The 26,224-nt window shown below is 55.1% G+C and carries 18 protein-coding genes; 8 read left to right on the top strand and 10 right to left on the bottom strand.

The features are described 5' to 3' along the window. The first annotated feature begins 98 nt into the window (after positions 1-98). From cmoM to LQ945_RS22015, 7 genes are all read left to right on the top strand, one after another. Positions 99-884: a tRNA uridine 5-oxyacetic acid(34) methyltransferase CmoM gene (cmoM, locus tag LQ945_RS21985; protein ID WP_262240040.1), complete on the top strand. Its 786-nt coding sequence runs from the start codon at positions 99-101 to the stop codon at positions 882-884. Continuing rightward, positions 881-2,203, top strand: coding sequence for a chromosome partition protein MukF (gene mukF / locus LQ945_RS21990; protein WP_020826143.1), 1,323 nt, complete (start codon positions 881-883; stop codon positions 2,201-2,203). The genes cmoM and mukF overlap by 4 nt, the downstream gene beginning before the upstream one ends. Beyond that, positions 2,184-2,912, top strand: a complete 729-nt coding sequence (gene mukE, locus LQ945_RS21995; protein ID WP_044549558.1) for a chromosome partition protein MukE — start codon at positions 2,184-2,186, stop codon at positions 2,910-2,912. The genes mukF and mukE overlap by 20 nt, the downstream gene beginning before the upstream one ends. Further along, complete coding sequence (gene mukB / locus LQ945_RS22000; protein WP_269933889.1) at positions 2,909-7,360, top strand: chromosome partition protein MukB; 4,452 nt, start codon at positions 2,909-2,911, stop codon at positions 7,358-7,360. The genes mukE and mukB overlap by 4 nt, the downstream gene beginning before the upstream one ends. A 222-nt stretch (positions 7,361-7,582) precedes the next feature. After that, on the top strand, positions 7,583-9,424 hold the full coding sequence (gene ldtD / locus LQ945_RS22005; RefSeq protein ID WP_420136170.1) for a L,D-transpeptidase: 1,842 nt from the start codon (positions 7,583-7,585) through the stop codon (positions 9,422-9,424). A 181-nt stretch (positions 9,425-9,605) separates the two neighbouring features. Then, positions 9,606-10,154 (top strand): YcbK family protein, encoded by a 549-nt coding sequence (locus LQ945_RS22010; protein ID WP_020826147.1) that lies wholly within the window; start codon positions 9,606-9,608, stop codon positions 10,152-10,154. 66 nt (positions 10,155-10,220) lie between these two features. Next, entirely contained in the window at positions 10,221-10,868 is a 648-nt protein-coding gene (locus tag LQ945_RS22015; RefSeq protein WP_269933888.1) for an MBL fold metallo-hydrolase, read from the top strand. Positions 10,869-10,938: 70 nt separating this feature from the next. Here LQ945_RS22015 and LQ945_RS22020 read toward each other — a convergent pair whose 3' ends face one another. The 5 genes from LQ945_RS22020 to LQ945_RS22040 form a co-directional block, all read right to left on the bottom strand. Further along, a complete protein-coding gene (locus tag LQ945_RS22020; protein ID WP_270101733.1) occupies positions 10,939-12,129 on the bottom strand; it encodes an amino acid aminotransferase in 1,191 nt (396 codons plus the stop codon). A 246-nt stretch (positions 12,130-12,375) separates the two neighbouring features. Continuing rightward, complete coding sequence (gene ompC, locus LQ945_RS22025) at positions 12,376-13,482, bottom strand: porin OmpC (RefSeq protein ID WP_270103018.1); 1,107 nt, start codon at positions 13,480-13,482, stop codon at positions 12,376-12,378. A 306-nt stretch (positions 13,483-13,788) separates the two neighbouring features. After that, positions 13,789-15,189, bottom strand: coding sequence for an asparagine--tRNA ligase (gene asnS / locus LQ945_RS22030; RefSeq protein WP_044549569.1), 1,401 nt, complete (start codon positions 15,187-15,189; stop codon positions 13,789-13,791). A gap of 226 nt (positions 15,190-15,415) precedes the next feature. Beyond that, the gene (gene pncB, locus LQ945_RS22035) at positions 15,416-16,621 is read right to left on the bottom strand and encodes a nicotinate phosphoribosyltransferase (RefSeq protein ID WP_270101734.1); all 1,206 of its coding nucleotides are present in this window, start codon (positions 16,619-16,621) and stop codon (positions 15,416-15,418) included. A 255-nt stretch (positions 16,622-16,876) separates the two neighbouring features. Beyond that, positions 16,877-18,577: a GGDEF domain-containing protein gene (locus tag LQ945_RS22040; RefSeq protein WP_270101735.1), complete on the bottom strand. Its 1,701-nt coding sequence runs from the start codon at positions 18,575-18,577 to the stop codon at positions 16,877-16,879. 446 nt (positions 18,578-19,023) lie between these two features. Here LQ945_RS22040 and pepN point away from each other — a divergent pair, with 446 nt between their 5' ends. After that, positions 19,024-21,639 carry an aminopeptidase N gene (gene pepN, locus LQ945_RS22045; RefSeq protein WP_270101736.1) on the top strand — a complete coding sequence of 872 codons (2,616 nt, stop codon included), beginning with the start codon at positions 19,024-19,026 and terminating at the stop codon, positions 21,637-21,639. A 30-nt stretch (positions 21,640-21,669) separates the two neighbouring features. Here pepN and ssuB read toward each other — a convergent pair whose 3' ends face one another. Genes ssuB through ssuE form a run of 5 tightly spaced genes read right to left on the bottom strand, consistent with a single transcriptional unit; the run spans position 21,670 to position 25,984 of the window. Beyond that, complete coding sequence (gene ssuB / locus LQ945_RS22050; protein ID WP_270101737.1) at positions 21,670-22,446, bottom strand: aliphatic sulfonates ABC transporter ATP-binding protein; 777 nt, start codon at positions 22,444-22,446, stop codon at positions 21,670-21,672. Continuing rightward, positions 22,443-23,237, bottom strand: coding sequence for an aliphatic sulfonate ABC transporter permease SsuC (gene ssuC, locus LQ945_RS22055; protein WP_044549580.1), 795 nt, complete (start codon positions 23,235-23,237; stop codon positions 22,443-22,445). Before ssuC ends, ssuB begins: the two co-directional genes overlap by 4 nt. Positions 23,238-23,248: 11 nt before the next feature. Beyond that, positions 23,249-24,397 carry an FMNH2-dependent alkanesulfonate monooxygenase gene (gene ssuD, locus LQ945_RS22060; protein WP_044549581.1) on the bottom strand — a complete coding sequence of 383 codons (1,149 nt, stop codon included), beginning with the start codon at positions 24,395-24,397 and terminating at the stop codon, positions 23,249-23,251. 16 nt (positions 24,398-24,413) lie between these two features. Continuing rightward, positions 24,414-25,379, bottom strand: a complete 966-nt coding sequence (locus LQ945_RS22065) for a sulfonate ABC transporter substrate-binding protein (protein ID WP_262240032.1) — start codon at positions 25,377-25,379, stop codon at positions 24,414-24,416. 26 nt (positions 25,380-25,405) lie between these two features. Continuing rightward, positions 25,406-25,984: an NADPH-dependent FMN reductase gene (ssuE, locus tag LQ945_RS22070; protein WP_044549586.1), complete on the bottom strand. Its 579-nt coding sequence runs from the start codon at positions 25,982-25,984 to the stop codon at positions 25,406-25,408. Positions 25,985-26,224: the final 240 nt, after the last annotated feature.

Consider the following 26,224-nt stretch of genomic DNA (forward strand, 5'->3'; position numbering starts at 1 on the left):
CAAGAAGATTCATTCTAAGCCAGTCTGTGCCAAAATAGCAGGTTTGAATGGGCTGGCGCTTTGCCCCCAACAGAATAAGATCAGCGGAGCCGTTGTCCATGCAGGATCGCAATTTTGACGATATTGCTGAAAAGTTTGCGCGTAATATTTACGGCACCACCAAAGGGAAAATTCGTCAGGCGGTAGTCTGGCAGGATCTGACCACGCTGTTGGCCCAGTTGCCGCAGCGGCCGCTGCGCATTCTGGATGCCGGCGGCGGCGAAGGCCATATGGCCTGCCAATTGGCAGAATTAGGACATCAGGTGTTGTTGTGCGATCTTTCTGGTGAGATGATCCAACGCGCCGCGTTACTGGCTGAGCAGAAAGGTGTGAGCCAGAACATGCAATTCATACAAAGTTCAGCACAGGATATTGGCCAACATTTGGAACAGCCGGTTGATCTGGTATTGTTTCATGCTGTGCTTGAATGGATTGCCGAACCTGAAGCGGCATTGCGGGCGTTGTTCGACTGCCTGCAACCGGGCGGCGCACTGTCATTGATGTTCTTTAACGCCAATGGCCTCTTGATGCGTAACGTGGTGTTGGGTAATTTCCAACTGGTGAATCCCGAGGTCAGAAGACGCAGAAAGCGTTCGTTGTCACCGCAATATCCGCACAGCCCGCCGCAGGTATACGGCTGGCTGGAACAATTGGGCATGCGCATCAGCGGGAAAACCGGCGTGCGGGTGTTCCACGATTACCTGCAGAGCAGGCAGTTACAGACGCAAAAATTTGAAGAGTTACTGGCGCTTGAACAGCACTATTGCCGGCAGGAGCCGTACGTGAGTTTGGGGCGCTATATTCACGTCATGGCGCATAAACCAAACCTGAAGGACGAACTATGAGTGAATTTTCCCAGACAGTACCCGAACTGGTCGCCTGGGCACGGAAAAATGATTTCTCTATTTCGCTCCCTACGGAGCGTCTCGCGTTTTTGCTTGCTATTGCCACATTGAACGGCGAGCGGCTGGACGGCGAGATGAGCGAAGGTGAGCTGGTTGATGCATTTCGCCATGTCAGCAAGGGTTTCGAACAGACGCATGAAACGGTGGCGGTTCGCGCCAACAATGCGATTAACGACATGGTGCGCCAGCGCCTGTTAAACCGCTTCACCAGCGAACTGGCGGACGGTAACGCAATTTACCGTTTGACGCCGCTGGGGATCGGCATTACCGATTACTATATTCGTCAGCGCGAATTCTCCACGCTGCGTCTGTCGATGCAGCTGTCGATCGTGGCGCAGGAGCTGAAACGCGCCGCCGACGCCGCGGAAGAGGGCGGTGATGATTTCCACTGGCACCGCAATGTGTTTGCCCCACTGAAATATTCGGTAGCGGAAATCTTCGACAGCATCGACATGACCCAACGGGTGATGGATGAACAGCAGCAGGGCGTAAAAGATGACATCGCCGCGTTGCTGAATCAAGACTGGCGGGCGGCCATTTCCAGTTGTGAGATGCTGCTGTCCGAAACTTCAGGCACCCTGCGTGAACTGCAGGATACGCTGGAAGCGGCAGGCGACAAGCTGCAGGCCAACCTGCTGCGCATTCAGGATGCTACGCTGGGCGGCGCGGAACTGGGCTTCGTCGATAAGCTGGTGTTCGACTTGCAAAGCAAGCTCGACCGCATCATCAGTTGGGGCCAGCAGGCAATCGACCTGTGGATTGGCTACGACCGTCACGTGCACAAATTTATCCGTACCGCGATCGACATGGACAAGAACCGGGTGTTCGCCCAGCGTTTGCGCCAGTCGGTACAGAACTATTTCGACAACCCATGGACACTGACCCATGCCAATGCCGACCGTCTGCTGGATATGCGTGACGAAGAACTGGCGTTGCGCAGCGAGGAAGTGACCGGAGAGCTGCCGCCGGATCTGGAGTTCGAAGAGTTCAGCGAAATCCGTGAGCAGTTGGCGGCCATGATCGAACAGGCATTGAAGATTTATCAAGAGCAACAGATGCCGCTCAATTTAGGGGCGGTGATGCGCGATTATCTGGCGCAATATCCGCGTGCTCGTCATTTCGACGTGGCACGTATAGTGGTCGACCAGGCAGTGCGCCTCGGTGTGGCTGAAGCAGATTTTTCAGGGTTGCCGGCACAATGGCAGGCAATCAATGATTACGGAGCCAAGGTCCAGGCCCATGTCATCGACAAATATTGAACAAGTAATGCCAGTCAAGCTGGCCAAGGCATTGTCTAACGCGTTGTTCCCTGCGCTGGACAGCCACCTGCGTGCGGGTCGTCACATCGGTATCGATGAGCTGGACAACCACGCCTTCTTAATGGATTTCCAGGATGAACTGGAAGAGTTTTACGCCCGTTACAGCGTGGAACTGATCCGCGCACCGGAAGGATTCTTCTACCTGCGTCCGCGCTCCACCACCCTGATCCCGCGTTCGGTGTTATCCGAACTAGACATGATGGTGGGGAAAATCCTGTGCTATCTCTACCTCAGCCCGGAGCGTCTGGCGCACGAGGGGATTTTCAGCCATCAGGAGCTGTACGACGAGTTGCTGAGCCTGGCGGACGAAACCAAATTGCTGAAGTTCGTTAATCAGCGATCTACCGGTTCGGATCTCGATCGCCAGAAGCTGCACGAAAAAGTGCGCACTTCACTGAACCGCCTGCGTCGTCTGGGCATGATCTACTTCATGGGCAATGACAGCAGCAAGTTCCGTATCACCGAGGCGGTGTTCCGCTTTGGCGCCGATGTGCGCAGCGGTGACGATCCGCGTGAAGCGCAGTTACGTATGATCCGTGACGGCGAAGCGATGCCGGTTGAAAACAGCCTGTCGCTGAATGATGAAAGCGATGCTGAAGATTCGCAGCTTGATAACACACCGGACAGTGCAGAGGATGAACAGGAATGATTGAACGCGGTAAATTTCGCTCGCTGACGCTGGTCAACTGGAACGGCTTCTTCGCCCGCACCTTTGATCTCGATGAGCTGGTGACCACGCTGTCCGGCGGTAACGGGGCAGGGAAATCCACCACCATGGCGGCATTCGTCACTGCGCTTATCCCCGACTTGACGCTGTTGCACTTCCGTAACACCACCGAAGCTGGCGCCACCAGCGGTTCGCGCGACAAGGGTCTGCACGGTAAGCTGCGTGCCGGGGTGTGTTATTCCACCCTCGATGTGATCAACTCACGCCACCAGCGTGTCGTGGTGGGGGTGCGCCTGCAGCAGGTGGCCGGCCGTGACCGTAAAGTTGACATCAAGCCATTCACCATCCAGGGCCTGCCAACGGCGGTACAGCCGACCGAACTTTTGACCCAAACGGTGGGCGAGCGCCAGGCGCGCGTGCTGACACTGCAGGAGTTGAAAGAGCGCGTTGAAGAGATGGAAGGTGTGCAGTTCAAGCAGTTCAACTCGATCACCGACTACCACTCATTAATGTTCGATCTGGGCGTGATCCCGAAACGCTTGCGTTCATCGTCCGATCGCAGCAAGTTCTACCGCCTGATCGAAGCTTCGCTGTACGGCGGTATTTCCAGCGCCATCACCCGCTCATTGCGCGACTACCTGTTGCCGGAAAACAGCGGCGTGCGCAAGGCCTTCCAGGACATGGAAGCGGCGCTGCGTGAAAACCGCATGACGCTGGAAGCGATCCGCGTGACCCAAACCGATCGCGACCTGTTCAAGCACCTGATTTCAGAAGCCACCTCCTACGTGGCGGCGGACTATATGCGCCATGCCAATGAGCGGCGCATTCATCTGGACGGCGCGCTGGCACTGCGCAGCGATCTGTTGGGCAGCCGCAAACAGCTGGCTGCGGAGCAGTATCGCCATGTGGAAATGGCGCGCGAACTGGCGGAACAGAGTGGGGCAGAATCCGATCTGGAAACCGATTATCAGGCCGCCAGCGATCACCTTAACCTGGTGCAAACGGCGATGCGTCAGCAGGAAAAGATCGAGCGCTATGAAGGCGATCTGGAAGAGCTGACCTACCGTCTGGAAGAACAGAACGAAGTGGTGGCGGAGGCCAGCGAACAGCAGGCCGAAAACGAAGCGCGCGCCGAGGCGGCCGAGCTGGAAGTGGATGAGCTGAAAAGCCAACTCGCCGACTACCAGCAGGCGTTGGACGTGCAACAGACCCGCGCCATCCAATATCAGCAGGCGTTGCAGGCATTGGAGCGTGCTCGCGCACTGTGCCAACTGCCGGAGCTGACCGCCGAAAATGCCGAACAGTGGCTGGATACTTTCCAGGCGCGCGAGCAAGAGGCGACGGAAGCCCTGCTGATGCTCGAGCAGAAACTGAGCGTGGCCGACGCCGCGCACGGTCAATTTGAACAGGCTTATCAGCTGGTGGGGAAAATTGCCGGCCAGGTCAGCCGCAGCGAAGCCTGGCAGTGCGCGCGCGAATTGCTGCGCGACTGGCCATCGCAGCAACACCTTGCCGAACGCGTGCAGCCATTGCGCATGCGCCTGAGCGAGCTGGAGCAGCGCCTGCGCTCCCAGCAGGATGCCGAGCGTCTGCTGCAGGAGTTTTGCAAGCGCCATGGTCAGCAGTATCAGCCGGACGAACTCGATGCTCTGCAACAAGAGCTGGAAGAGCGTCTGGAGTCGCTGTCGCAAAGCGTCAGCGAGGCCGGCGAACGCCGGATGGAAATGCGCCAGGAACTGGAGCAAATTCAGCAACGCATTCGTGAGCTCACCACCCGTGCCCCTGTCTGGTTAGCGGCGCAGGATGCCCTGAGCCAACTCAGCGAGCAGAGCGGTGAACCGCTGGAAAGCAGCCAGCAGGTGACTGAGTACATGCAGCAGTTGCTGGAGCGCGAACGCGAAACCACCGTTGAGCGCGACGAAGTGGCTGCCAGCAAGCGTGCGGTTGAAGCGCAGATCGAACGCCTAAGCCAGCCGGGCGGTGCCGAAGATCAACGCCTGGTTACGCTGGCCGAACGTTTTGGCGGCGTGCTGCTCTCCGAAATTTATGACGACGTCACCATCGACGATGCGCCTTACTTCTCCGCATTGTATGGCCCGTCGCGTCACGCGATCGTGGTGCCGGATCTGTCGCTGGTGCGCGAGATGCTGGAAGGGTTGGAAGACTGCCCGGAAGATCTCTATCTGATCGAAGGGGATCCGCAGTCGTTCGATGACAGCGTGTTCGCCGTTGAAGAGCAAGACCGTGCGGTGTTGGTGAAAACCGCCGATCGTCAATGGCGTTACTCCCGTTATCCGGAAGTGCCGCTGTTTGGTCGCGCCGCCCGCGAAAACCGCCTGGAAGTGCTGAACGCCGAGCGTGAAACGCTGGCCGAGCGTTACGCTACGCTGTCATTCGACGTGCAAAAGACCCAGCGTTCGCATCAGGCCTTCAGCCGTTTCATCGGTTCCCATCTGGCGGTGGCGTTTGACGCCGATCCGGAAGCGGAAATTCGTACCCTCACTTCTCGACGTGGGGAAGTTGAGCGCGCGCTGAACAATCATGAAGCGCAAAATCAACAGCAACGTCAGCAATACGATCAGGCGAAAGAGGGCATTTCCGCACTGAACCGGCTGATGCCGCTGGTTTCATTGTTAAACGATGAAACACTGCAAGATCGCGTGGAAGAGATCCGTGAAGAGCTGGAAGAGGCGCAGGATGCCGCGCGTCACATTCAGCAGCACGGCGTTTCCCTGACCAAGCTGGAGCCGCTGCTGTCGGTGCTGCAAAGCGATCCGCAGCAGCATGAGCAGTTACAGCAGGATTACATTCAGGCGCAGAGCGTACAGCGTCAGGCTAAACAGCAGGCCTTTGCCTTGATCGAAGTGGTGCAGCGTCGCGCGCACTTCGGTTATACCGACTCTGCCGGCATGCAAAACGCCAACAACGATTTGAACGACAAGCTGCGCCAACGCCTTGAACATGCGGAAGCGGAACGTACCCGTGCTCGCGAGCAGTTACGTCAGTACCAGACCCAGTTTACTCAGTACAGCCAGGTGCTGGCGTCGCTGAAAAGCTCGTATGACGCCAAGCGCGATATGCTGAAGGAACTGAGCCAGGAGCTGGTGGACATCGGCGTACAGGCGGATGCCAATGCTGAAGCTCGTGCCCGTGCACGCCGTGATGAACTGCACGCCGGCCTGAGCAACAACCGCGCGCGCCGTAACCAGTTGGAAAAACAGCTGACCTTCTGCGAAGCGGAAATGGATAGCTTGCAGAAGAAACTGCGTAAGCTTGAGCGTGATTACCATCAGTTGCGTGAGCAGGTAGTGACCGCCAAGGCGGGCTGGTGCGCAGTGATGCGCATGGTGAAAGACAACGGGGTTGAACGTCGTCTGCACCGTCGCGAACTGGCCTATATGGACGGCGACGAGCTGCGCTCGATGTCGGATAAGGCGCTCGGTGCGCTGCGTCTGGCGGTGTCGGACAACGAACACCTGCGCGACGTGCTGCGCCTGTCGGAGGATCCTAAGCGTCCTGAACGCAAGATCCAGTTCTATATCGCGGTGTACCAGCATCTGCGCGAGCGAATTCGCCAGGACATCATTCGTACCGATGACCCGGTCGAGGCTATCGAACAGATGGAAATCGAGCTGGGCCGTCTGACCGAAGAACTGACCGCCCGTGAGCAGAAGCTGGCGATCAGTTCCAAGAGCGTGGCGAACATCATTCGCAAAACCATCCAGCGCGAACAGAACCGTATCCGCATGCTCAACCAGGGCCTGCAGGCGGTTTCCTTCGGTCAGGTGAAAAGCGTGCGATTGAACGTCAACGTGCGTGAAGCGCATGCGACCCTGTTGGACGTGCTCTCTGAGCAGCAGGAACAGCATCAGGATCTGTTTAACAGCAACCGCCTGACCTTCTCGGAAGCGCTGGCCAAGCTTTACCAGCGCCTGAACCCGCAGATTGATATGGGCCAGCGCACGCCGCAGACCATTGGTGAAGAGCTGCTGGATTACCGTAACTATCTGGAGCTGGAAGTGGAAGTATTCCGCGGCTCCGACGGCTGGCTGCGTGCCGAGAGCGGCGCGTTGTCTACCGGTGAAGCGATCGGTACCGGGATGTCGATTCTGGTGATGGTGGTACAGAGTTGGGAAGAAGAGTCTCGCCGCCTGCGCGGTAAAGATATCTCCCCATGCCGTCTGTTGTTCCTCGACGAAGCGGCGCGACTGGATGCCAAATCCATCGCGACCCTGTTCGAGCTGTGCGACCGCCTGGAAATGCAGCTGATCATCGCCGCACCGGAAAACATCAGCCCGGAAAAAGGGACCACGTATAAGCTGGTGCGTAAGGTGTTCCAGAACCACGAACATGTACACGTTGTGGGGCTGCGCGGTTTCGCTAACGAACCGCCTGCGGCACTGGGTGTCGCCGCGGCTGAAACGCCATAAGCGTAGAAAAGCCCGCTAATAATCTGAAAATAGCCGCCCTGGGGTGGCTATTTTTTTGTACGCATGGATGATAGTCCTGCTTTTTTATCCGCTTTTAAACGGGTAGCTTAATGAATTACAGTTATTCATTAGTGCCAAAGGGCAAAATGGCTTTTCTGTTCGTATACTGAAACTAATAAGCTGTCTTGGTTGTATTTTTTGTGAGCATACAGGGGGCAATGGATGTTGCTTAGAAATGGAAACAAGGTACGACGTTTGGCGTTGAGTTGCGCAATGGCATGTGGTCTTGCGTCGTCGTTACCCGTATGGGCAACCGTTCCTGCATTCCCGGTGGCGTCTTCCGGTATGTCAGTTGCGCAAAGTCGTTCGGAATTGCTCGCGGCGTTGCCAAAAGGCATTACGCCACATTATCTTTCAACGCTTGCTCCTTTGTACGCAGCGAACCGGATGCAGCTGATGTGGCAGGATCGCGAAGCGGTCCAGCAATTTCAGCAGCAGCTGGCCGAGTTGGCGATGTCTGGCGTGCAGCCGCAGTTTACGCAATGGGTGAAATTGCTGACCAATCCCGCCATTACCGGTGTGGCCCGCGATGTCGTACTGTCTGATGCGATGTTGGGGTATTTGCAGTTCGTTTCGTCGATCGGCGCCAATGGCAACAGCTGGCTGTACAGCAACATTCCCTACAAGCTCGGTTTGCCGCCCAATACGGTGATTAACCAGTGGCAGTTGGCGGTGCGTCAGGGTAAAACGGTGCCCTATGTCACCTCGCTGGCACCGCAGCACCCGCAATACGCCAAGATGCATCAGGCATTACGCGACAGGCTGGCCGATGGGCGCCCATGGCCACAGATGGCGAATGGCCCGAGTTTGCGCCCCGATCAACTGAGCGATGATATTCCTGCCTTGCGCGAGATCCTGGCGCGCAACGGTATGCTGACCACTTCCGCCGCGCCGGTAGAGGCGCAAGAGCCGCCAGCGGTGTTGACCGGTTCGCGCAATGAGCCGGATGACGGTGGCTTATCGGTAGATGAAGAGAAAAATCGCGAGGCTCAGAGCGCGGTAGTCAGCCCGGCCGCCGCGCCGGTAAAAGACCTGGCGCCGTCACCACAATCGCCGTTTAGTCAGCAGCAGGAGAGTCCGGTCACGGTCACGGACAATCGCTATACCGCCGATTTGGTTGAAGGCGTTAAGCGCTTCCAGAAATGGCAGGGGTTGAGCGCCGATGGCGTGATTGGCGTACGCACCCGCGAATGGCTTAACGTGACGCCGCGAATGCGAGCATCGCTGTTGGCGCTGAACATCCAGCGTTTACGCATTCTTCCCGGCCGCGTCGACACCGGAATTATGGTCAATATTCCCAACTACTCGTTGACCTATTATCTGAACGGCAATGAGGTGCTTTCTTCACGGGTGATCGTTGGGCGGCCCAGCCGCAAGACGCCGTTGATGAACAGTGCGCTGAACAATGTGGTGGTTAACCCACCGTGGAACGTGCCGACCACGCTGGTGCGCGAAGATATTGTGCCGAAGGCGATGCGAGACGGCAGCTACTTCCAAAAACACGGTTATACCGTGCTTTCCGGCTGGAGCAACGATGCTGAGGTGATCAATCCGGCCATGATCGACTGGAATATGGTGTCGGCCCGTAACTTCCCATACCGGATCCGCCAGGCTCCGGGGGCGACCAACTCGCTGGGGCGTTTCAAATTCAACATGCCGAGTTCGGACGCTATCTACTTGCACGACACGCCGAACCATAACCTGTTCCAGAAAGACATTCGTGCCCTTAGCTCGGGTTGCGTGCGTGTCAACAAGGCTTCGGATTTAGCGAATATGCTGTTGCAGGATGCGGGCTGGAACAATACCCGCGTTTCCTCGACCCTAAAACAGGGAAATACCACCTACGTAAATATCCGCCAACATATTCCGGTTAAATTGTATTATTTAACCGCCTGGGTCTCTGATGATGGAAAGCCACAATTCCGTACAGATATTTACAATTACGATGATACGGTGAGATCGGGTGCACAAATTTTGGCTCAGGCCGAAAAATTAATGCAATAAATGCAGTAATTATAAATAAATAACGGTCAGAATATCGGGCCATGATGCAGGCACTCATTCCGTGAGTGCCTGCAAACCGCGGGATATCACGGGTTGACTCAATCAGTGTGGGCGGTTATGGTTCAGGCAGTGCGCTGTTTTGTGCATATATTTTGATATTCTTGCCGGGTTTAACAGAAACATGGACAAAATTGATCATCATCGCCGTAAGTGGCTGGCGTTAGGTAGCGCCGCTGTGGGCATAGCGCTGCTCCCTGGGCAAGCCTTTGCCAGTCTTTCTACTTCGCGCCCGCGTATTCTTGTCGTCAATAATATGCATACGGGCGAATCCTTGAAAGCCGAATTCTTCGACGGCAAGGGATATAATAAAGACGAATTAGTTCGTCTTAATCATCTCTTCCGTGATTATCGAGCCAATAAAGTCAAATCGATCGATCCTCGCCTATTTGATCACCTCTATCGCCTGCAGGGGCTGTTGGGCACCAACAAACCGGTACAGTTGGTTTCAGGTTATCGTTCCCTGGATACCAACAATGAGCTGCGTGAACGCAGCCGCGGTGTGGCCAAGCACAGCTATCATACCAAGGGCCAGGCGATGGACTTCCATATCGAAGGCATCCAGTTGAGCAATATCCGCAAAGCGGCGTTAAAAATGAGCGCCGGTGGTGTAGGATATTACCCACGTAGCAACTTTGTACACATCGATACCGGCCCGGTGCGGACCTGGTAATCGCTGTGTACCATAAGTGAGTAGCGCCAGCCCGTCAGGGTGTGGCGCTGTTGTCGTTGGAGCCTTATGAAATACCAAATTATTCCCGTTACCGCTTTTAGTCAGAATTGCAGCCTGATCTGGTGTGAGAGTACCCAACAGGCGGCGCTGGTTGATCCCGGCGGCGAAGCGGAAAAGTTAAAGACCGAAATTGCTAAACAGGGCGTGACGGTCACGCAGATCCTGTTGACGCACGGCCATCTCGATCACGTAGGGGCAGCGGCTGAGCTGGCGGAACACTATCAGGTACCGATCTACGGTCCGGACAAGGAGGACGCTTTCTGGTTGGATGGTCTGCCTGCGCAAAGCCGGATGTTTGGTCTGGAAGAGTGTGCGCCTCTGACGCCAACTCGCTGGCTGGAAGAAGGGGACAGCGTGCAGGTGGGCGAGATGACGCTCAAGGTACTGCATTGCCCGGGTCATACTCCTGGCCATATCGTGTTTATTAATGAGCAGGCGCGGTTGGCGCTGGTGGGTGACGTATTGTTTAACGGTGGCGTGGGTCGCAGCGACTTCCCCCGTGGCGATCACCAGGCATTAATCAACTCGATCCGCACCAAGCTCCTGCCACAGGGGGATGACATGGCGTTTATCCCGGGTCATGGGCCGATGTCTACCTTCGGTCAAGAGCGTGAAACCAATCCGTTCCTGCGAGAAGAACCGGCCATCTGGTAAGGTTATTTCCCGGCAGAAATAACTAAGGGGCGCATTGAGCGCCCCTTTTGCTTATTTGGAACCCTAAGCTTTACAGCACGGCGACGATGGCTTCACACAGCGGCGCCATATTGTCTGGCGTCATGCCTGCGACGTTAACCCGGCCGGAGTTAACGGCGTAAACGCCAAATTCGTCACGCAGGCGCAGTACCTGTTCTTTGGTCAACCCGCTGAACGAGAACATGCCGTTCTGGTTGATGATAAAGCTGAAGTCCTGCTCTGCGCCTTTCTCCTGCAGAGTATTCACGAACAGCTGACGCATGCGGTGAATGCGTTGACGCATATCGGTCAGCTCCTGCTCCCAAAGCGCGCGCAGCGCATCATCACCCAGGATGGTCGCAACCACCGCGGCACCGTGTGACGGCGGGTTGGAGTAGTTGGCGCGAATGGCGGCTTTCACCTGGCTGAAGGCGCGATCAGCGGTATCCGCATCTGCGGCAACCAGAGTACAGGCGCCGACACGTTCGTTGTATAGGCCGAAATTCTTCGAGTACGAGCTGGCCACGATCAGTTCCTGATGCTTGGCGGCGAAAATACGCAGGCCCTGTGCATCTTCTTCCAGACCTTTCGCAAAGCCCTGGTAAGCAAAGTCGAACAGCGGCAGCCAGCCGTTAGCCACAGACAGCTCGGCTAACTGAGCCCACTGCTCTGGCGTAGGATCGATACCGGTTGGGTTATGGCAGCAACCATGGAACAGGACCACATCGCCTGCCTGAGCCTGTTTCAGGCTGTTCAACAGGCCATCGAAGTCCAGCGCATGATTAGCCGCATCGTAGTAGGCATATTCCAGCACTTCCAGGCCGACGGCGCCGAAGACGTTTTTATGGTTCGGCCAGCTTGGGTTGCTGATCCAGATGCGTTTAGCGCTGGTCTGGTTGGCGATGAAGTCAGCTGCCACACGCAGGCCGCCGGTACCACCAGGCGTTTGCGCGGTGCGCGCACGCTTGTTGGCAATGATTGGGCTTTGTTTGCCGAACAGCAGCTCTTGCGTGCAGTTGGCGAAAGCGGGGATGCCCTCAATGCCGAGATAGTTTTTGGTGGCTTCATTTTCCAGCAGATACTGCTCGGCTTTTTTCACGCTGGTCAGCACCGGCGTTTTGCCGGTTTCGTCTTTGTAAACGCCAATGCCCAAATTGATTTTGTTCGGGCGTGCGTCGGCGCGGAAAATGTCGGTCAGACCCAGAATCGGATCGGCAGGTGCAGCAGTGATTTTTTCAAACATGTCAGGTGCTTCCATGGCTCGGAGTTAAGCAGACAGAAGCATCAGGGTAGCGCCAGTTATGCGCTTTGCCAATCGTTTGCGAGAAAAACACAGCGATCTTGTGAAGGGCGCAGATTCGGCATAAAAAATGAGGAAGAAGGGGGCATTGGCAGGATAAAAATTTACGCGTAGCGCAAAAACAAAAACAGGGCCGAAGCCCTGTTTTTTTAACTTACTCGACGGTGAACCGTCGTTAAGTGAGACAACTTAGAACTGGTAAACCAGACCAACACCTACGATATCATCGGTAGCGGTGCCAGTGGCTTTAGTGAACTCGTTGTCGTCCAGCAGGTTGATTTTGTAATCAACATAGGTAGACATGTTTTTGTTGAAGTAGTAAGTGGTACCAACAGAAACATATTTAACCAGGTCGGCATCGCCGCCGCTGAAGCTAGAACCGTGGTTGGTGTGGCCAGCCAGGTTTTTACCTTTAGACTGCAGGTAAGAAACTTCTGGACGCAGACCGAAGTCGAACTGGTATTGCGCAGTCACTTCGAAGTTCTGAGTTTTGTTAGCGATACCTGCATCGAAATCACCGTATGGAGTCATGTTACGGGTTTCAGAGTACATGGCTGCCAGGTAGACGTTGTTCGCGTCGTATTTAGCACCAACGGTCCATGCGTCAGCTTTGTCGCCGCCAGCAGTGGAGTCGTTAGTTTGCTTGTCAGTACGGTCAGAAGATGCATATGCAGCACCGAAGCTTACGCCTTCGCCGATGTCATAGGTAGAAGACAGGCCCCAACCGTCGCCATTCTGTTTCTTCAGAGCGCGACCGTCGTTTTCGTTCTTACCTTGGTACTGAACAGCGAAGTTCAGACCGTCAACCAGACCGAAGAAGTTGTTGTTACGGTAAGTAGCAACGCCGTTGGTACGGCCAGTCATGAAGTTGTCGGTGTAGGTATAAGTATCGCCACCGAACTCTGGCAGCATATCTGTCCAGCCTTCTACGTCGTACAGTACGCCGTAGTTACGACCGTAGTCGAATGAACCGTAGTCAGCAAATTTCAGACCTGCGAAGCCCAGACGAGTCTTGGTGCCTTCGGTACCTTGTGCTTCGTCGTGGTTAGCCTGAACGTTGTATTCCCACTGGCCGTAACCGGTCAGTTGGTCAGAAATCTGGGTTTCACCTTTGAAGCCGAAACGAACATAGGTCTGATCGCCGTCATTGCCTTTGTCGTCTGAGAAGTAGTGCAGACCGTCAACTTTACCGTACAGATCCAGTTTGTTGCCGTCTTTGTTGTAGATTTCAGCAGCGTTAGCTGCACCAGCGGCTAACAGAGCTGGGATTACCACTGCAAGAATATTGCGCTTCATCATTATATTACCCTCATTGGTGTTATTCGGACACCTTTGCCACTGCCGCCAATAATTCTTTTGGAACTATTGTTGATAGATTGGTGTCGTCCTGTGTCTGCACGCAGTGTTCCATTCACGGGCAGGTTAATCTAGAACGAAAATGCTACCAATGTCCTAATGAGGTTTCAAAAAGAAAGTATTTGTAACCAAATGTAATATTCACGGAACTTTGTGACGCTCGTCAATATTAAAAAATGCGAAAGGCCAGCTAAGCTGGCCTTGGTTTTGTAACTAAATTAACTAGAAAATGTATTATCTGATTAATTAAAAGGTTGCATTACGTGGTGTGCGTGGGAAAGGGATCACGTCGCGCACGTTTTGCACACCGGTTACGTAGGCGATTAAACGCTCAAAACCTAAACCGAAGCCGGCGTGTGGCACGGTGCCATAACGACGCAGATCGCGGTACCACCAATAATCTTCTTTATTCAGGCCCATGGCTTCCAGGCGCTGATCCAACACGTCCAGACGTTCTTCACGCTGAGCACCGCCGATGATCTCGCCAATGCCCGGGGCCAGCACGTCCATCGCCGCAACGGTTTTGCCGTCGTCGTTCATCCGCATATAGAAAGCTTTGATGTCTTTCGGGTAGTTTTTCACCACTACCGGCGCTTTAAAGTGTTTCTCGGCCAGGTAACGCTCATGCTCGGAAGACAGATCGATACCCCAGGAAACCGGGTTTTCGAAAGTCTGGCCAGAGGCGATCAGAATTTCCACCGCTTCGGTGTAATCAACCTGAGCGAAGTCGGAAGAAACAAAACGCTTCAGGCGGTCAATCGCATCTTTATCTACGCGTTCTGCGAAGAACTGCATGTCATCCATACGCTCGTTCAATACGGCCTGGAATACATACTTCAGCATTTTCTCTGCCAGTTCCGCGATATCCTCGAGGTCAGCAAAGGCAACTTCCGGCTCGATCATCCAAAACTCGGCCAGGTGACGGCTGGTGTTGGAGTTTTCGGCGCGGAAAGTCGGGCCGAAGGTGTAAATTTTCGACAACGCACAGGCATAGGTTTCGCCGTTCAACTGGCCGGAAACGGTCAGGAACGCTTCTTTACCGAAAAAGTCCTGGCTGAAATCGACAGCGCCTTTATCGGTGCGCGGCAGGTTTTCCAGATCCAGCGTGGAAACGCGGAACATTTCGCCGGCGCCTTCGGTATCGGAAGCGGTGATCAGCGGAGTGGAAACCCAGAAGAAGCCGTTCTCGTGATAAAAACGGTGAATCGCCTGCGCCAGAGTGTGACGCACGCGAGCCACGGCACCGATCAGGTTGGTGCGTGGGCGCAGGTGCGCCACTTCGCGCAGGTATTCGATGCTGTGGCGCTTGGCTGCCATCGGGTAAGTGTCAGGATCGTCAACCCAACCGACCACTTTAATCTCGGTCGCCTGCAGTTCGAAACTCTGACCTTCGCCAGGAGAGGCGACCACTTTGCCGGTCACTTCAATCGAGCAGCCGGTGGTCAGATGCAGCACTTCATCCTGATAATTCGGCAGAGAATTATTAACGACGGCCTGTAACGGATCAAAGCAGGAACCGTCATAGACGGCCAGGAAGGAGATACCAGCTTTAGAATCTCTCCGGGTACGCACCCAACCGCGCACGGTGACTTCACTGTCAACCGCAGCACGGCCTTGCAGTACGTCGACTACAGGCACTACGCTCATAGATTTCTCTCTTAATAATTTGGTTTAGAAATAGCTTACAACCCAAGAATATGGGGATGTTGCTATGTTACTTGCCGCGGTGCAGAGCACAAGCAGAAATCGCCGGATTGATGCAACATTTCTTGGCTCTGGGCGAAAAGGGAGCACGGCGAAGTCTCTTATAAAGAAGAAAAAAGCCGGCATGAGGTCTTCAGCCGGCTTTTTCGCGTTGGCAGGGCAGTTGGGCTTAGCTGGCTTTCTTCACCAGCGGTAAATCGAAGGCCTTGCGCAAGGCTTTCACAAAGGCTTGATCCTGGCAGATGGTCTTGCCCGGGCTGTCGGAAAGTTTAGCTACCGGCTTGCCTTTGCATTCGACCAGCTTGATCACGATGTTCAGCGGTTTAACCCCAGGAATATCGCAAGTCAGACGGGTGCCGATACCAAATACCAGATTGACGCGCTGGTGAAAACGACGGTAGAGCGCCATCGCCTTGTCCAACTCCAGATTGTCGGAGAACACCAGCGTTTTGCTCATGGGGTCGATGCCCAGCTTCTGATAATGCGCAATGGCTTTCTCGCCCCATTCGAACGGATCGCCCGAATCATGGCGCAGGCCCTGATAACGCTGGGCGAACTGCGGACCGAAATCACGCAGGAAGGCGTCCATGGTGATGCAGTCGGTCAGCGCGATGCCGAGCTGGTCCGGGTATTCATCCAGCCAGGCTTGCAGCGCTGCGCGTTGGCTGTTGGCCAATACCGGGCTGATCTGCTGGTGCGCCTGGAACCATTCATGAGCCTGAGTACCCACGGGCGCCAGAGCAAGCTGGTGGGCCAGATCGTAGTTGCTGGTGCCGACCAGATAAGGAAATTCGTCTTTCAAGGTGCTGACAATCGCCTGCTGCACGCTCTGCGAGAAACGACGGCGGGTGCCGAAGTCCATCAGTTTGAAGCGAGAAATATCGACGTCAGCGCTCATGGCTTTAAAATGCTCGAGTTTGCTGCGCAGATGAGCGACGGCCATCTCAGGCGTGACCTCCGGGGAGCGGTGACGGTGCACCACCTCACTGATCACGGCCAGCAGAGGGACTTCCCACATGATCACTTCACGCCAGGGACCGGCAATGCGGATGTGCAACTTGCCTGTATGATTTTCAATCTGAACCTGTTGCGGATCGTAGCGAAACTCACGCAGCCAGTTCAGGTAATCTTCGCGGAAGAAAGGCAGCCCGGAAAGATAGTTGAACTCAGCGTCTGTCAGCGCCAATTGGCTCATCAGTGCGATCTGGGTACGGATCTCGTCGGCATATTCGCCAAGCAGCTCGTCACCGCGGCAGCGGAATTCCGCCGCCACGCTGATAGCAGGATAGCGATGGAACACTGCTTGCTGCATATGAAGCTTATAAGCATCAGTATCAAGCAGTGATGTCAAAATCGGGGAGGCGTATTGAGTCATAGCGCGTTACTGCATCCTCGTCAGGCGCGTGTCCAAATCCGGATAATCATAAAAAAGTGGGGGGAGTATACCCGGATTATCCTGTTATTGAAGCTGCATCACACCACAATTCATCGGAGCCGGTCGAGGATTAAACGTGCCTTTATCTCTGCTTGCCATCAGGATACCGACAGAAAAGTCAGATAAGCCTGTAAGGTGAATGACTTAGCCTAATTAGTCATAAAAATTATAATGTTAATTATTTTAAACAACAATTCAGATAAAACCGTTCTGGGTATGAATGCCTATCCGGTCTTTGCCGTTTTTCTTGCAAAAATAGAGCGCTTCATCCGCCTGCTTGATCGCCGTTGGCAACAAACGGATATCGCGTACCTGGGCAATGCCGCAACTGGTGGTGAAGCGGACGTTTTGGCCATCGGTTAATGTCAGGCTGAACCTATGAGTGCGTTCGCGTAGCTGTGACATCACTTCCCGCGCATTCTCCAGCGTACAGTTACCGAGGATCACGGCAAATTCTTCACCACCATAGCGACAGAAAATATCGCTGGACCGGAAGGTGCTTTGCAGCAGTTTGCCGAATGCCACCAGCACCAGGTCACCCACATGATGGCCGTAGGTGTCATTAAGGCTTTTGAAATTATCAATATCAATCAGGCAAAAGGCCAATGGATAGCTGCCTGCGGCCAACGATTCGCATTCGAGGAAGAACTTACGGCGGTTATAGATGTTGGTTAAAGGATCAAGGAACGAGGACGCCTCCAGTTCTTTGATCAGCAGATGTTTTTCATTTTCCAGCGTCACTTTTACCAACTGATACTGCTTGAGCTGCTTAATGGCGTCGCTGATGGCCATCAATTCCTGAGCGTAAAACACCTCGTTGCGGTCGATATTCATATTGCCACGTGATAGCCGCAAAATATTGTTATGGGTTTTCGTCAGCCAGCGGCTGATATTTGAGCAATACACCAGCGTTGGCAGAAAAATAAACAGCGCAATCAGACCGGCAAGGGAAATCATGCCGTAAATAGCGGTTTGACTGTGGTAAATCTTATGCTTTGACGCCGCAATTTCCATTTCAAAGGTACGCTGATAAAGCCGCTGTGAGAGTTCGCTCAGGTTTTTAACATATTGGTAAATCGAGTCGGCGGGATAGGGGGTATGGGTATTAATGGCATTATACAACCCTTCGGAAATGAATCTGGTCTGGTTGGCGGACAGCTGCGCCAGGATCTCATTGACCAGGGCGGTGGTTTGCACATCGTTATAGGTCAGCTTCATAAAAATCAGCCGGCTGTTTAACGCACTCAATACCCCGGTGAGCTGAACGGCTTTCAGATAAGCATCTTTGCGCTCCCGCTGGTTGGTATTGACATCAATGACCTGGTCGATCAGTTCGGTGACAGACATATTCAGCCGATTATTCAACCGCATGGCTTCCAGAAACAAAAACGAGTCGGCATCGACCATGCGGTTATCGTAGCTATAACGGTAATAACTTTTGCTGGCCTGAGAAATATAGTAGGCGCTGTTGATGTTAAACAGGTTGGCGTTGACATCGTTCACGTGAGAAAGCTGCAGGTTGTCATTATTCAGCAGTTGTTCCATCAGATTGAGCATGGAAAGCGCGGCGATTTTTTGTCGAATGCCGAGTTGCTGCGATATTTTACTGTCGAGGTGTGGCCGAAACTGGGCAATTTTTTCGCGCGCTACGCGGTCGGCATCCTGCCACTGTTGCGGGGTGATATGCGGATCAACCAGGCTCAAGCGCTTTAAACGGTGCGCCAATAACGTGGCCTGAAAAGCCGCTGAAATCTCTTTGGCACGGGTAATTTTGTACAGATTAAGTCGGTTGTCGCGGTAGTCGGTATTGGCCTCGGCTAGCTCATCGGAAATAAACAGGGCAAATGAGGACATCAGGGCAAAGGTAAAAAAATAGATCAGATATTTTACTTTCATATGCGCTATGCGTCCTTGAGCCCGATCTGCTAATTATATCACTGAGTCTCCCAACCTGTCTTGGCTATACCCAACCGGTGGGATTGCCTGCAAAGTGCCGTCGAACGGGAAAGACTGCCCCGTGAGATAGGGTAAGTTCGTACTTTTGACGTCAATGTTCTCATCTGGAATACGTGCGACCCCGCAGGGCATCTTTAGCATTTAATGCTGATTTTCATGCCGCATCAGGTGAAGGAACCTGATGGCGTGGGCAATTCTTCGACAGGATTACGATCCACCTCCGATTTCTCCGCTCCGGCGGCCCGGCATCTCTGGGTTTTTTTTTTAGCTGTGATACAGTTTATTTACAATCGGGCTCATCGAAATTTCTGCTCTTTTTCCATGGCGAAATACACCAAAGATGAAAGCCTGGCACCTGTAACTCACTGAGACGTCAAAGGGTTTTTATGACACAACTGCCACAGGCGAAGTATCGCCACGATTATCGCGCGCCAGATTACACCATCACTGATATTGACCTGAATTTTGAGTTGGACGCAGAGAGCACTCGCGTCACTGCCGTCAGCAAAATCAAACGCCAGGGCGCTGCCGATGCGGCGCTGGTGTTGAACGGTGAAGATCTGACGCTGGTGAGCATTGAGATCGACGGCCAGCCGTGGACAGCCTATCAGTTGCAGGATAACAAACTGGTTATCGAGCAATTGCCGGCACAATTTACCATGACCATTGTCAATGATATCCATCCGGCTAAAAACACCGCGCTGGAAGGGCTGTATCTGTCCGGCGAAGCGCTGTGTACCCAATGTGAAGCTGAAGGTTTCCGCCACATTACTTATTATCTCGACCGCCCGGACGTGCTGGCGCGTTTTACCACTCGCATCGTGGCCGACAAGGCGCGTTACCCGTTCCTGTTGTCAAACGGCAACCGCGTAGGTCAGGGCGAACTGGAAGATGGGCGTCACTGGGTGCAGTGGCAAGATCCTTTCCCAAAACCTTGTTATCTGTTTGCGCTGGTGGCCGGTGATTTCGACGTACTGCGCGACAGCTTTACCACCCGTTCCGGTCGCGAAGTGGCGCTGGAGTTGTTCGTTGATCGCGGCAACCTGGATCGCGCCGACTGGGCCATGACCTCGCTGAAGAACTCGATGAAATGGGACGAAACCCGTTTTGGCCTGGAGTACGATCTCGACATTTATATGATTGTCGCGGTCGACTTCTTCAACATGGGGGCGATGGAGAACAAAGGGTTAAATATTTTTAACTCCAAATACGTGCTGGCGAAAGCCGAAACCGCCACCGACAAGGATTACCTGAATATCGAAGCGGTGATTGGCCACGAATATTTCCACAACTGGACCGGCAACCGCGTGACCTGCCGGGACTGGTTCCAGCTCAGCCTGAAAGAAGGGCTGACGGTATTCCGCGATCAGGAGTTCAGCTCCGATTTGGGCTCACGTCCGGTCAACCGTATCGATAACGTGCGCGTTATGCGCGGTGCGCAGTTCGCCGAAGATGCCAGCCCAATGGCGCATGCTATTCGTCCGGACAAAGTGATCGAAATGAACAACTTCTACACCCTGACGGTGTACGAGAAAGGTTCTGAAGTGATCCGTATGATGCATACGCTGCTGGGCGAAGAACAGTTCCAGAAGGGGATCCAGCTGTACTTCGAACGCCATGACGGCAGTGCGGCAACCTGCGATGATTTCGTTCAGGCGATGGAGGATGCGTCCAACGTTGACCTGTCACTGTTCCGTCGCTGGTACAGCCAATCCGGTACGCCGCTGCTGACGGTACGTGACGAATACGACGCCGAGCACCAACAGTACCGTTTGCACGTCAGCCAGAAAACCGCGCCGACCGCCGATCAGCCGGAAAAACTGCCGCTGCATATTCCGCTGGATATCGAACTGTACGATGCGCAAGGTAACGTGATTGCCTTGCAGAGAAACGGATCGGCGATCAATAACGTGCTGAACGTCACCGAAGCGGAGCAGACCTTCGTGTTCGATGGCGTGGCGCACAAGCCGGTACCGTCCCTGCTACGTGAGTTCTCCGCGCCGGTTAAACTGGATTATCCGTACAGCGATCAGCAACTGACCTTCCTGATGCAGCATGCGCGCAATGAGTTTGCCCGTTGGGATGCGGCACAGAGCCTGTTGGCGACCTACATCAAACTGAACGTCGCCAAACATCAGCAGCAACAGCCGTTGTCGCTGCCGCTGCACGTTGTTGATGCTTTCCGCGCCGTACTGTTGGACGAGAAGTTGGATCCGGCGCTGGCTGCGCAGATCCTGACGTTGCCTTCAGAAAGTGAAATTGCTGAGCTGTTTGCCACCATCGATCCTGAAGCGATCGCCGTGGTGCACGAAGCGATCGTCCGCTGTCTGGCGAAGGAAATGGCCGATGAGTGGCTGGCGGTTTATCACGCCAACAAGACCGACGGCTACCGGGTTGAACATGCCGACATCGCGAAGCGCGCGCTGCGCAACGTGTGCCTGGGCTATCTGGCCTTTGGCGATGAAGCGCTGGCCGACCGATTGGTCACGGAGCAGTATCGTCAGGCGGATAATATGACCGATTCGCTGGCGGCACTGGCCGCTGCGGTGGCGGCGCAATTGCCTTGCCGCGACGCGCTGCTGTCGGCCTTTGACGAACGCTGGCACCAGGATGGCCTGGTGATGGACAAGTGGTTTGTGCTGCAGGCGACCAGCCCGGCGGCGGACGTGCTGACCAAAGTGCGTGGGTTGCTGAAACACCGTTCATTCAGCCTGAGCAATCCAAACCGCACACGCTCATTGATTGGGGGCTTTGCTTCCGCCAACCCTGCGGCGTTCCATGCGGCGGACGGCAGTGGCTATCAGTTCCTGGTGGAAATCCTCAGCGATTTGAACCAGCGTAACCCGCAGATTGCGGCTCGCCTGATCGAACCTTTGATCCGCTTGAAACGCTACGATGCTTCGCGCCAGGCGTTAATGCGCAAAGCGCTTGAACAGTTGAAAGGGCTGGAGAATTTGTCCGGCGACCTGTTCGAGAAAATCACCAAGGCGCTCGACGCGTAAGTCTAAAATGGGACGGCATGCCGTCCTTTTTTAATTTGCTGCACGGCGTGTGGCCTGGTTTAAGGGGGAGGGCGGAGACAATACTCTGTCCAGCACCTCGGCTTCCAGCTCTGCCAGTTTGACCGACCCTTTGCGCCGTGGGCGCGGCAGGTCGACGGTCAGATCCAAGCCGATACGGCCTTCCTCAATCAAAATCACGCGATCCGCCAGCGCAATGGCTTCACTGACGTCGTGCGTCACCAGCAATACGGTGAAACCGTGCTGTTGCCATAACCCTTCAATCAATCCCTGCATTTCAATCCGCGTCAAGGCGTCAAGCGCCCCCAAAGGTTCGTCCAACAGCAACAGGCGTGGACGGTGGATCAGCGCGCGTGCCAAGGCCACTCGCTGTTTTTGTCCTCCGGACAAGGCCGCCGGCCACTCGTTGGCGCGGTCGGCCAGCCCGACGGCTTCCAGCGCTTGCAACGCATCGGCACGCCAGTTGCCGCGCAGGCCAAGGCCCACATTGTCGATCACCTTTTTCCACGGTAGCAGGCGGGCGTCCTGAAACATCAAGCGAGTATCGTCTCTGGCGCTGGCAAGGGGCGCATTCCCGCTCAGCAAGGCGCCGCTGGTGGCTTTTTCCAGTCCTGCCATCAGACGTAGCAGCGTGCTTTTACCGCAGCCACTGCGCCCGACCACGGCGACAAACTGTCCCGCGCTGATGCGCAATTGAATATTGTCCAGCACGGTGCGGTTGCCATAGCGCTTGGCAAGGGACTCCAGTGTGACCGGCGTCCCTTGGGGAATTCGAGCGGGAGTCGTCATAGCGCTTCTCCTTGTTTCAGTTGATAGGCCGGGTGCCAGCGCAACCAGACGCGTTCCAGCAACTGTGCGCTGACGTCCGCCAGCTTGCCGAGCAGGGCATAAAGCACAATCGCCACCACCACCACGTCGGTCTGCAAGAATTCACGTGCGTTCATCGCCAGATAACCGATACCTGAATTGGCGGAAATGGTTTCGGCCACGATCAGCGTCAGCCACATAAAGCCCAACGCGAAACGCACGCCGACCATGATCGACGGCAGAGCGCCCGGCAAAACCACCTGAGCAAACAGCTGGAAACCACTCAGGCCGTAGCTGCGTGCCATTTCAAGCAGGCCGTGATCGATATTCTTGATACCGTGATAGGTATTCAAATAAATGGGGAACAGGGTGCCTAACGCCACCAGAAAAATCTTGGCGGACTCATCGATACCGAACCACAGGATCACCAGCGGGATCAGCGCCAGGTGCGGTACGTTGCGGATCATCTGCACGGAGCTGTCCAACAGGCGCTCGCCCCAACGTGACAGACCGGTGATAAAGCCCAGCGCCAGCCCAATGCTGCCGCCGATGCTAAAACCGATCAGTGCGCGCCAACTGCTGATCGTCAGGTGTTGCCACAACTCGCCGCTTTTGGTGAGCGTCCAGAAGGCGGTAACGACCGCGCTCGGTGCCGGCAGAATACGGTTTGACAACCAGCCCGCCTCAACGGAGATTTGCCAGATAACCACCAGCGCTACCGGCAATGCCCAGGGGGCCAGCCGGTGCAATATGCGTTGTGTACCCTTCGCCATAAGGGGGCTCCTCAGCTTTGCGACGCTTTTTGCGGAATATAAATATTGGCCACCACTTCTCCCTGGGCCTTGACCGGTTTGCGCTGAGTGGGGATTGGGTTTTCCACCAGGTCAAGATGGGGGAACAGCAGTTCGCCGACGCGATAGGCTTCTTCCAGATGCGGGTAGCCGGACAGGATAAAGGTATCGATGCCCAGATCGGCATATTCCTGCATGCGCGCCGCCACCGTCGGGCCGTCGCCGACCAGGGCAGTACCGGCCCCGCCACGGACCAGGCCCACCCCGGCCCACAGATTGGGGCTGATCTCCAGATTGTCTTTTTTGCCGCCGTGCAGCGCCGCCATGCGCCGTTGCCCTACAGAGTCGAAGCGGGCAAATGCCTTTTGTGCATCGGCGATGGTTTTTTCATCCAGATTGGCAATCAGTCGGTCTGCTGCACGCCAGGCTTCTTCCGTAGTTTCACGCACGATCACGTGCAGGCGAATGCCGAAGCGCACCTTGCGACCTTTGGCCGCAGCTTTGGCGCGGACCTCGGCTATTTTTTCTTTCACCTGCGCCGGGGGTTCTCCCCAGGTGAGATACATTTCAACCTGTTCGGCGGCCAGATCCTGCGCAGCGGCAGAGGATCCACCGAAATACAGTGGCGGACGCGGTTGTTGCACCGGCGGGTACAGCAGTTTTGCCCCCTTCACCTGAATATGCTTGCCATCGAAATCGACGGTTTCCCCTTCCAGCACCTTACGCCAAACGTGGGTGAACTCTGCCGAAGCCTCGTAACGTTCTTCGTGATTCAGATGCAGCCCTTCCGCCGCCAATTCTTCGGGATCGCCGCCGGTGACCAGGTTGAACAACGCCCGGCCATTGGAAAGGCGATCGAGCGTTGCCGCCTGGCGAGCCGCCAGGGTGGGTGAAATAATGCCGGGGCGTAAGGCCACCAGGAATTTCAACCGTTGAGTGACCGGGATCAGCGAGGCGGCCACTAACCAGGAGTCTTCACAAGAACGGCCGGTGGGGATCAACACGCCGCCGAATCCCAGCCGATCGGCCGCTTGGGCAATTTGCTGCAAATAGCCGTAATCGACGCTGCGTGCGCCCTCCGTGCTGCCGAGATAGTGGCCGTCGCCATGGGTCGGTAAAAACCAGAATACGTTCAGGCTCATCGTCAGTTCTCCAAAATTATTGTGCGCTCGGGCGCCAGATGCGTTGCGAAATATCGACTTTCACCGGCACCAGACGGTTGGCGTAAAACAGATCGGCGGTTTGCTGCTGAGCGGCAATGGTGCGCGCGTCCAGAGGCTTGATGGCGGTCGGTGGACGGTGATCCAAATAAGACGAGATCACTTTTTCCGGCAGGCCCATGGCGTTTGCCAGTAGCGTGACGCTTTGCGCTCGGTCGCTTTGGGTCAGCGCATCAGCTTTGGTCAACTCATCAAGCACCTGCTGAATGAACGGCCCGTTAGCTTCGGTATAAGTGCGTACCGCCAGATAGAAGGAGCCGGTTTGATTCAAATCGGTGCCGTCACCCAGCACCCGCACGCCGCCCTGCAGCAAGGCAGCGGAATAGTACGGGTCCCAGATGGTCCAGGCATCGACGTTGCCCTGCTGGAAGGCGGCGCGGGCATCGGCCGGCGTCAGATAAATGGGTTGAATATCGGTAAACTTCAGTCCGGCTTTTTGCAGCGATCGCAGCAGCAGGTTGTGGGAACTGGAGCCTTTCTGGAAGGCGACCTTGTGGCCTTTCAAATCAGCGACGGTTTTGATCGGGCTATTCTCCGGCACCAGGATCACTTCCGCCTTGGGTTTTGGTGGCTCTACGCCGACATACAGCAGATCCGCCCCGGCGGCCTGGGCAAAGATCGGAGGAATATCGCCGGTGCTGCCCAGATCGATACTGCCGACGTTCAGCGCCTCAAGCATCTGCGGGCCGGCGGGGAATTCGATCCAACTGATTTTGGTGGTGGGGAAACGCTGTTCCAGCAGGCGGTGGGATTTTGCCAGTACCAGACTGACCGATCCTTTTTGATAACCGATACGAAACTGCGCCGGATCCTGTGCGCTGGCGGAATTGATCCACGCCAGTGAGATGATGCCGGCTAAGGCGCCAGTGCCAAGCCAACGGCCAAATGATGAAAGTCGTGTCATCCTCTTTCCTTATATAGAGCGTGCTGTCAGGCAGTTTGACGTGAGAACAGGGAAGGGGAGAGCCGTGCCTGCGGTGGCTTACGGCGGCCGAGCGCCAGGTAGAAGCTTTCCAGGGCTTCTTCCAGCCGGGAAGCCAAACCTTCGGACAGGGTAATTTCCTCACCGTCCAGCACCACCTGGCTGTCATCGGCGAACACTCCATGCAGCACTTCCTGCGCTTTCAATGCCGCCAGCACCGGTTTCAGGGCATAGTCCACCGCCAGCATATGGCCAATGGAGCCACCGGTGGCCAGGGGTAACACCACCTTATGGTCCAGCGCACGTTCCGGCAGCAGATCCAGCAGGGTTTTCAGCGCGCCGGAAAACGAGGCCTTATACACCGGGGTAGAGACCAGCAGGCCGTCGGCCAAAGCCAGTTGTTCGGTAAAGGCTTTTATCGCCGGGCTATTGAAATTGGCGTACAGCAAGTCTTCTGCGTCAAAGTCGTGCAGGGTGTAGGAGATCACCTCCACGCCCTGTTGCTGCAACCAATTCTTACTCAAGGAAAGCAGGGCCGCTGAACGTGATGGGATGCGAGGGCTGCCGGACAGTGATATAACGCGCATTACCACTCCTTATAACTAAAAGTTAGGTTTAATTAGAAAATTGTCGAGAAGTGTTTTAAACCTATCAGCAAAGGGGCGGGTTACTTAAATCTCATTTTTTGATTTTGATATGCGTAAATGCGGATTGGCGGGGCTTTGGCTCCCTATCGGGGGAAACGATTGCGTTAAAAACGCTTTTTTTGCTTTTAATCAATTCCAATTGGCCAAGGGATACCGGATAATACGCCCCCGGTTTGCAAC

It is taken from the genome of Serratia liquefaciens (genome assembly GCF_027594825.1).
In the GTDB taxonomy this organism is placed as follows: domain Bacteria; phylum Pseudomonadota; class Gammaproteobacteria; order Enterobacterales; family Enterobacteriaceae; genus Serratia; species Serratia liquefaciens_A.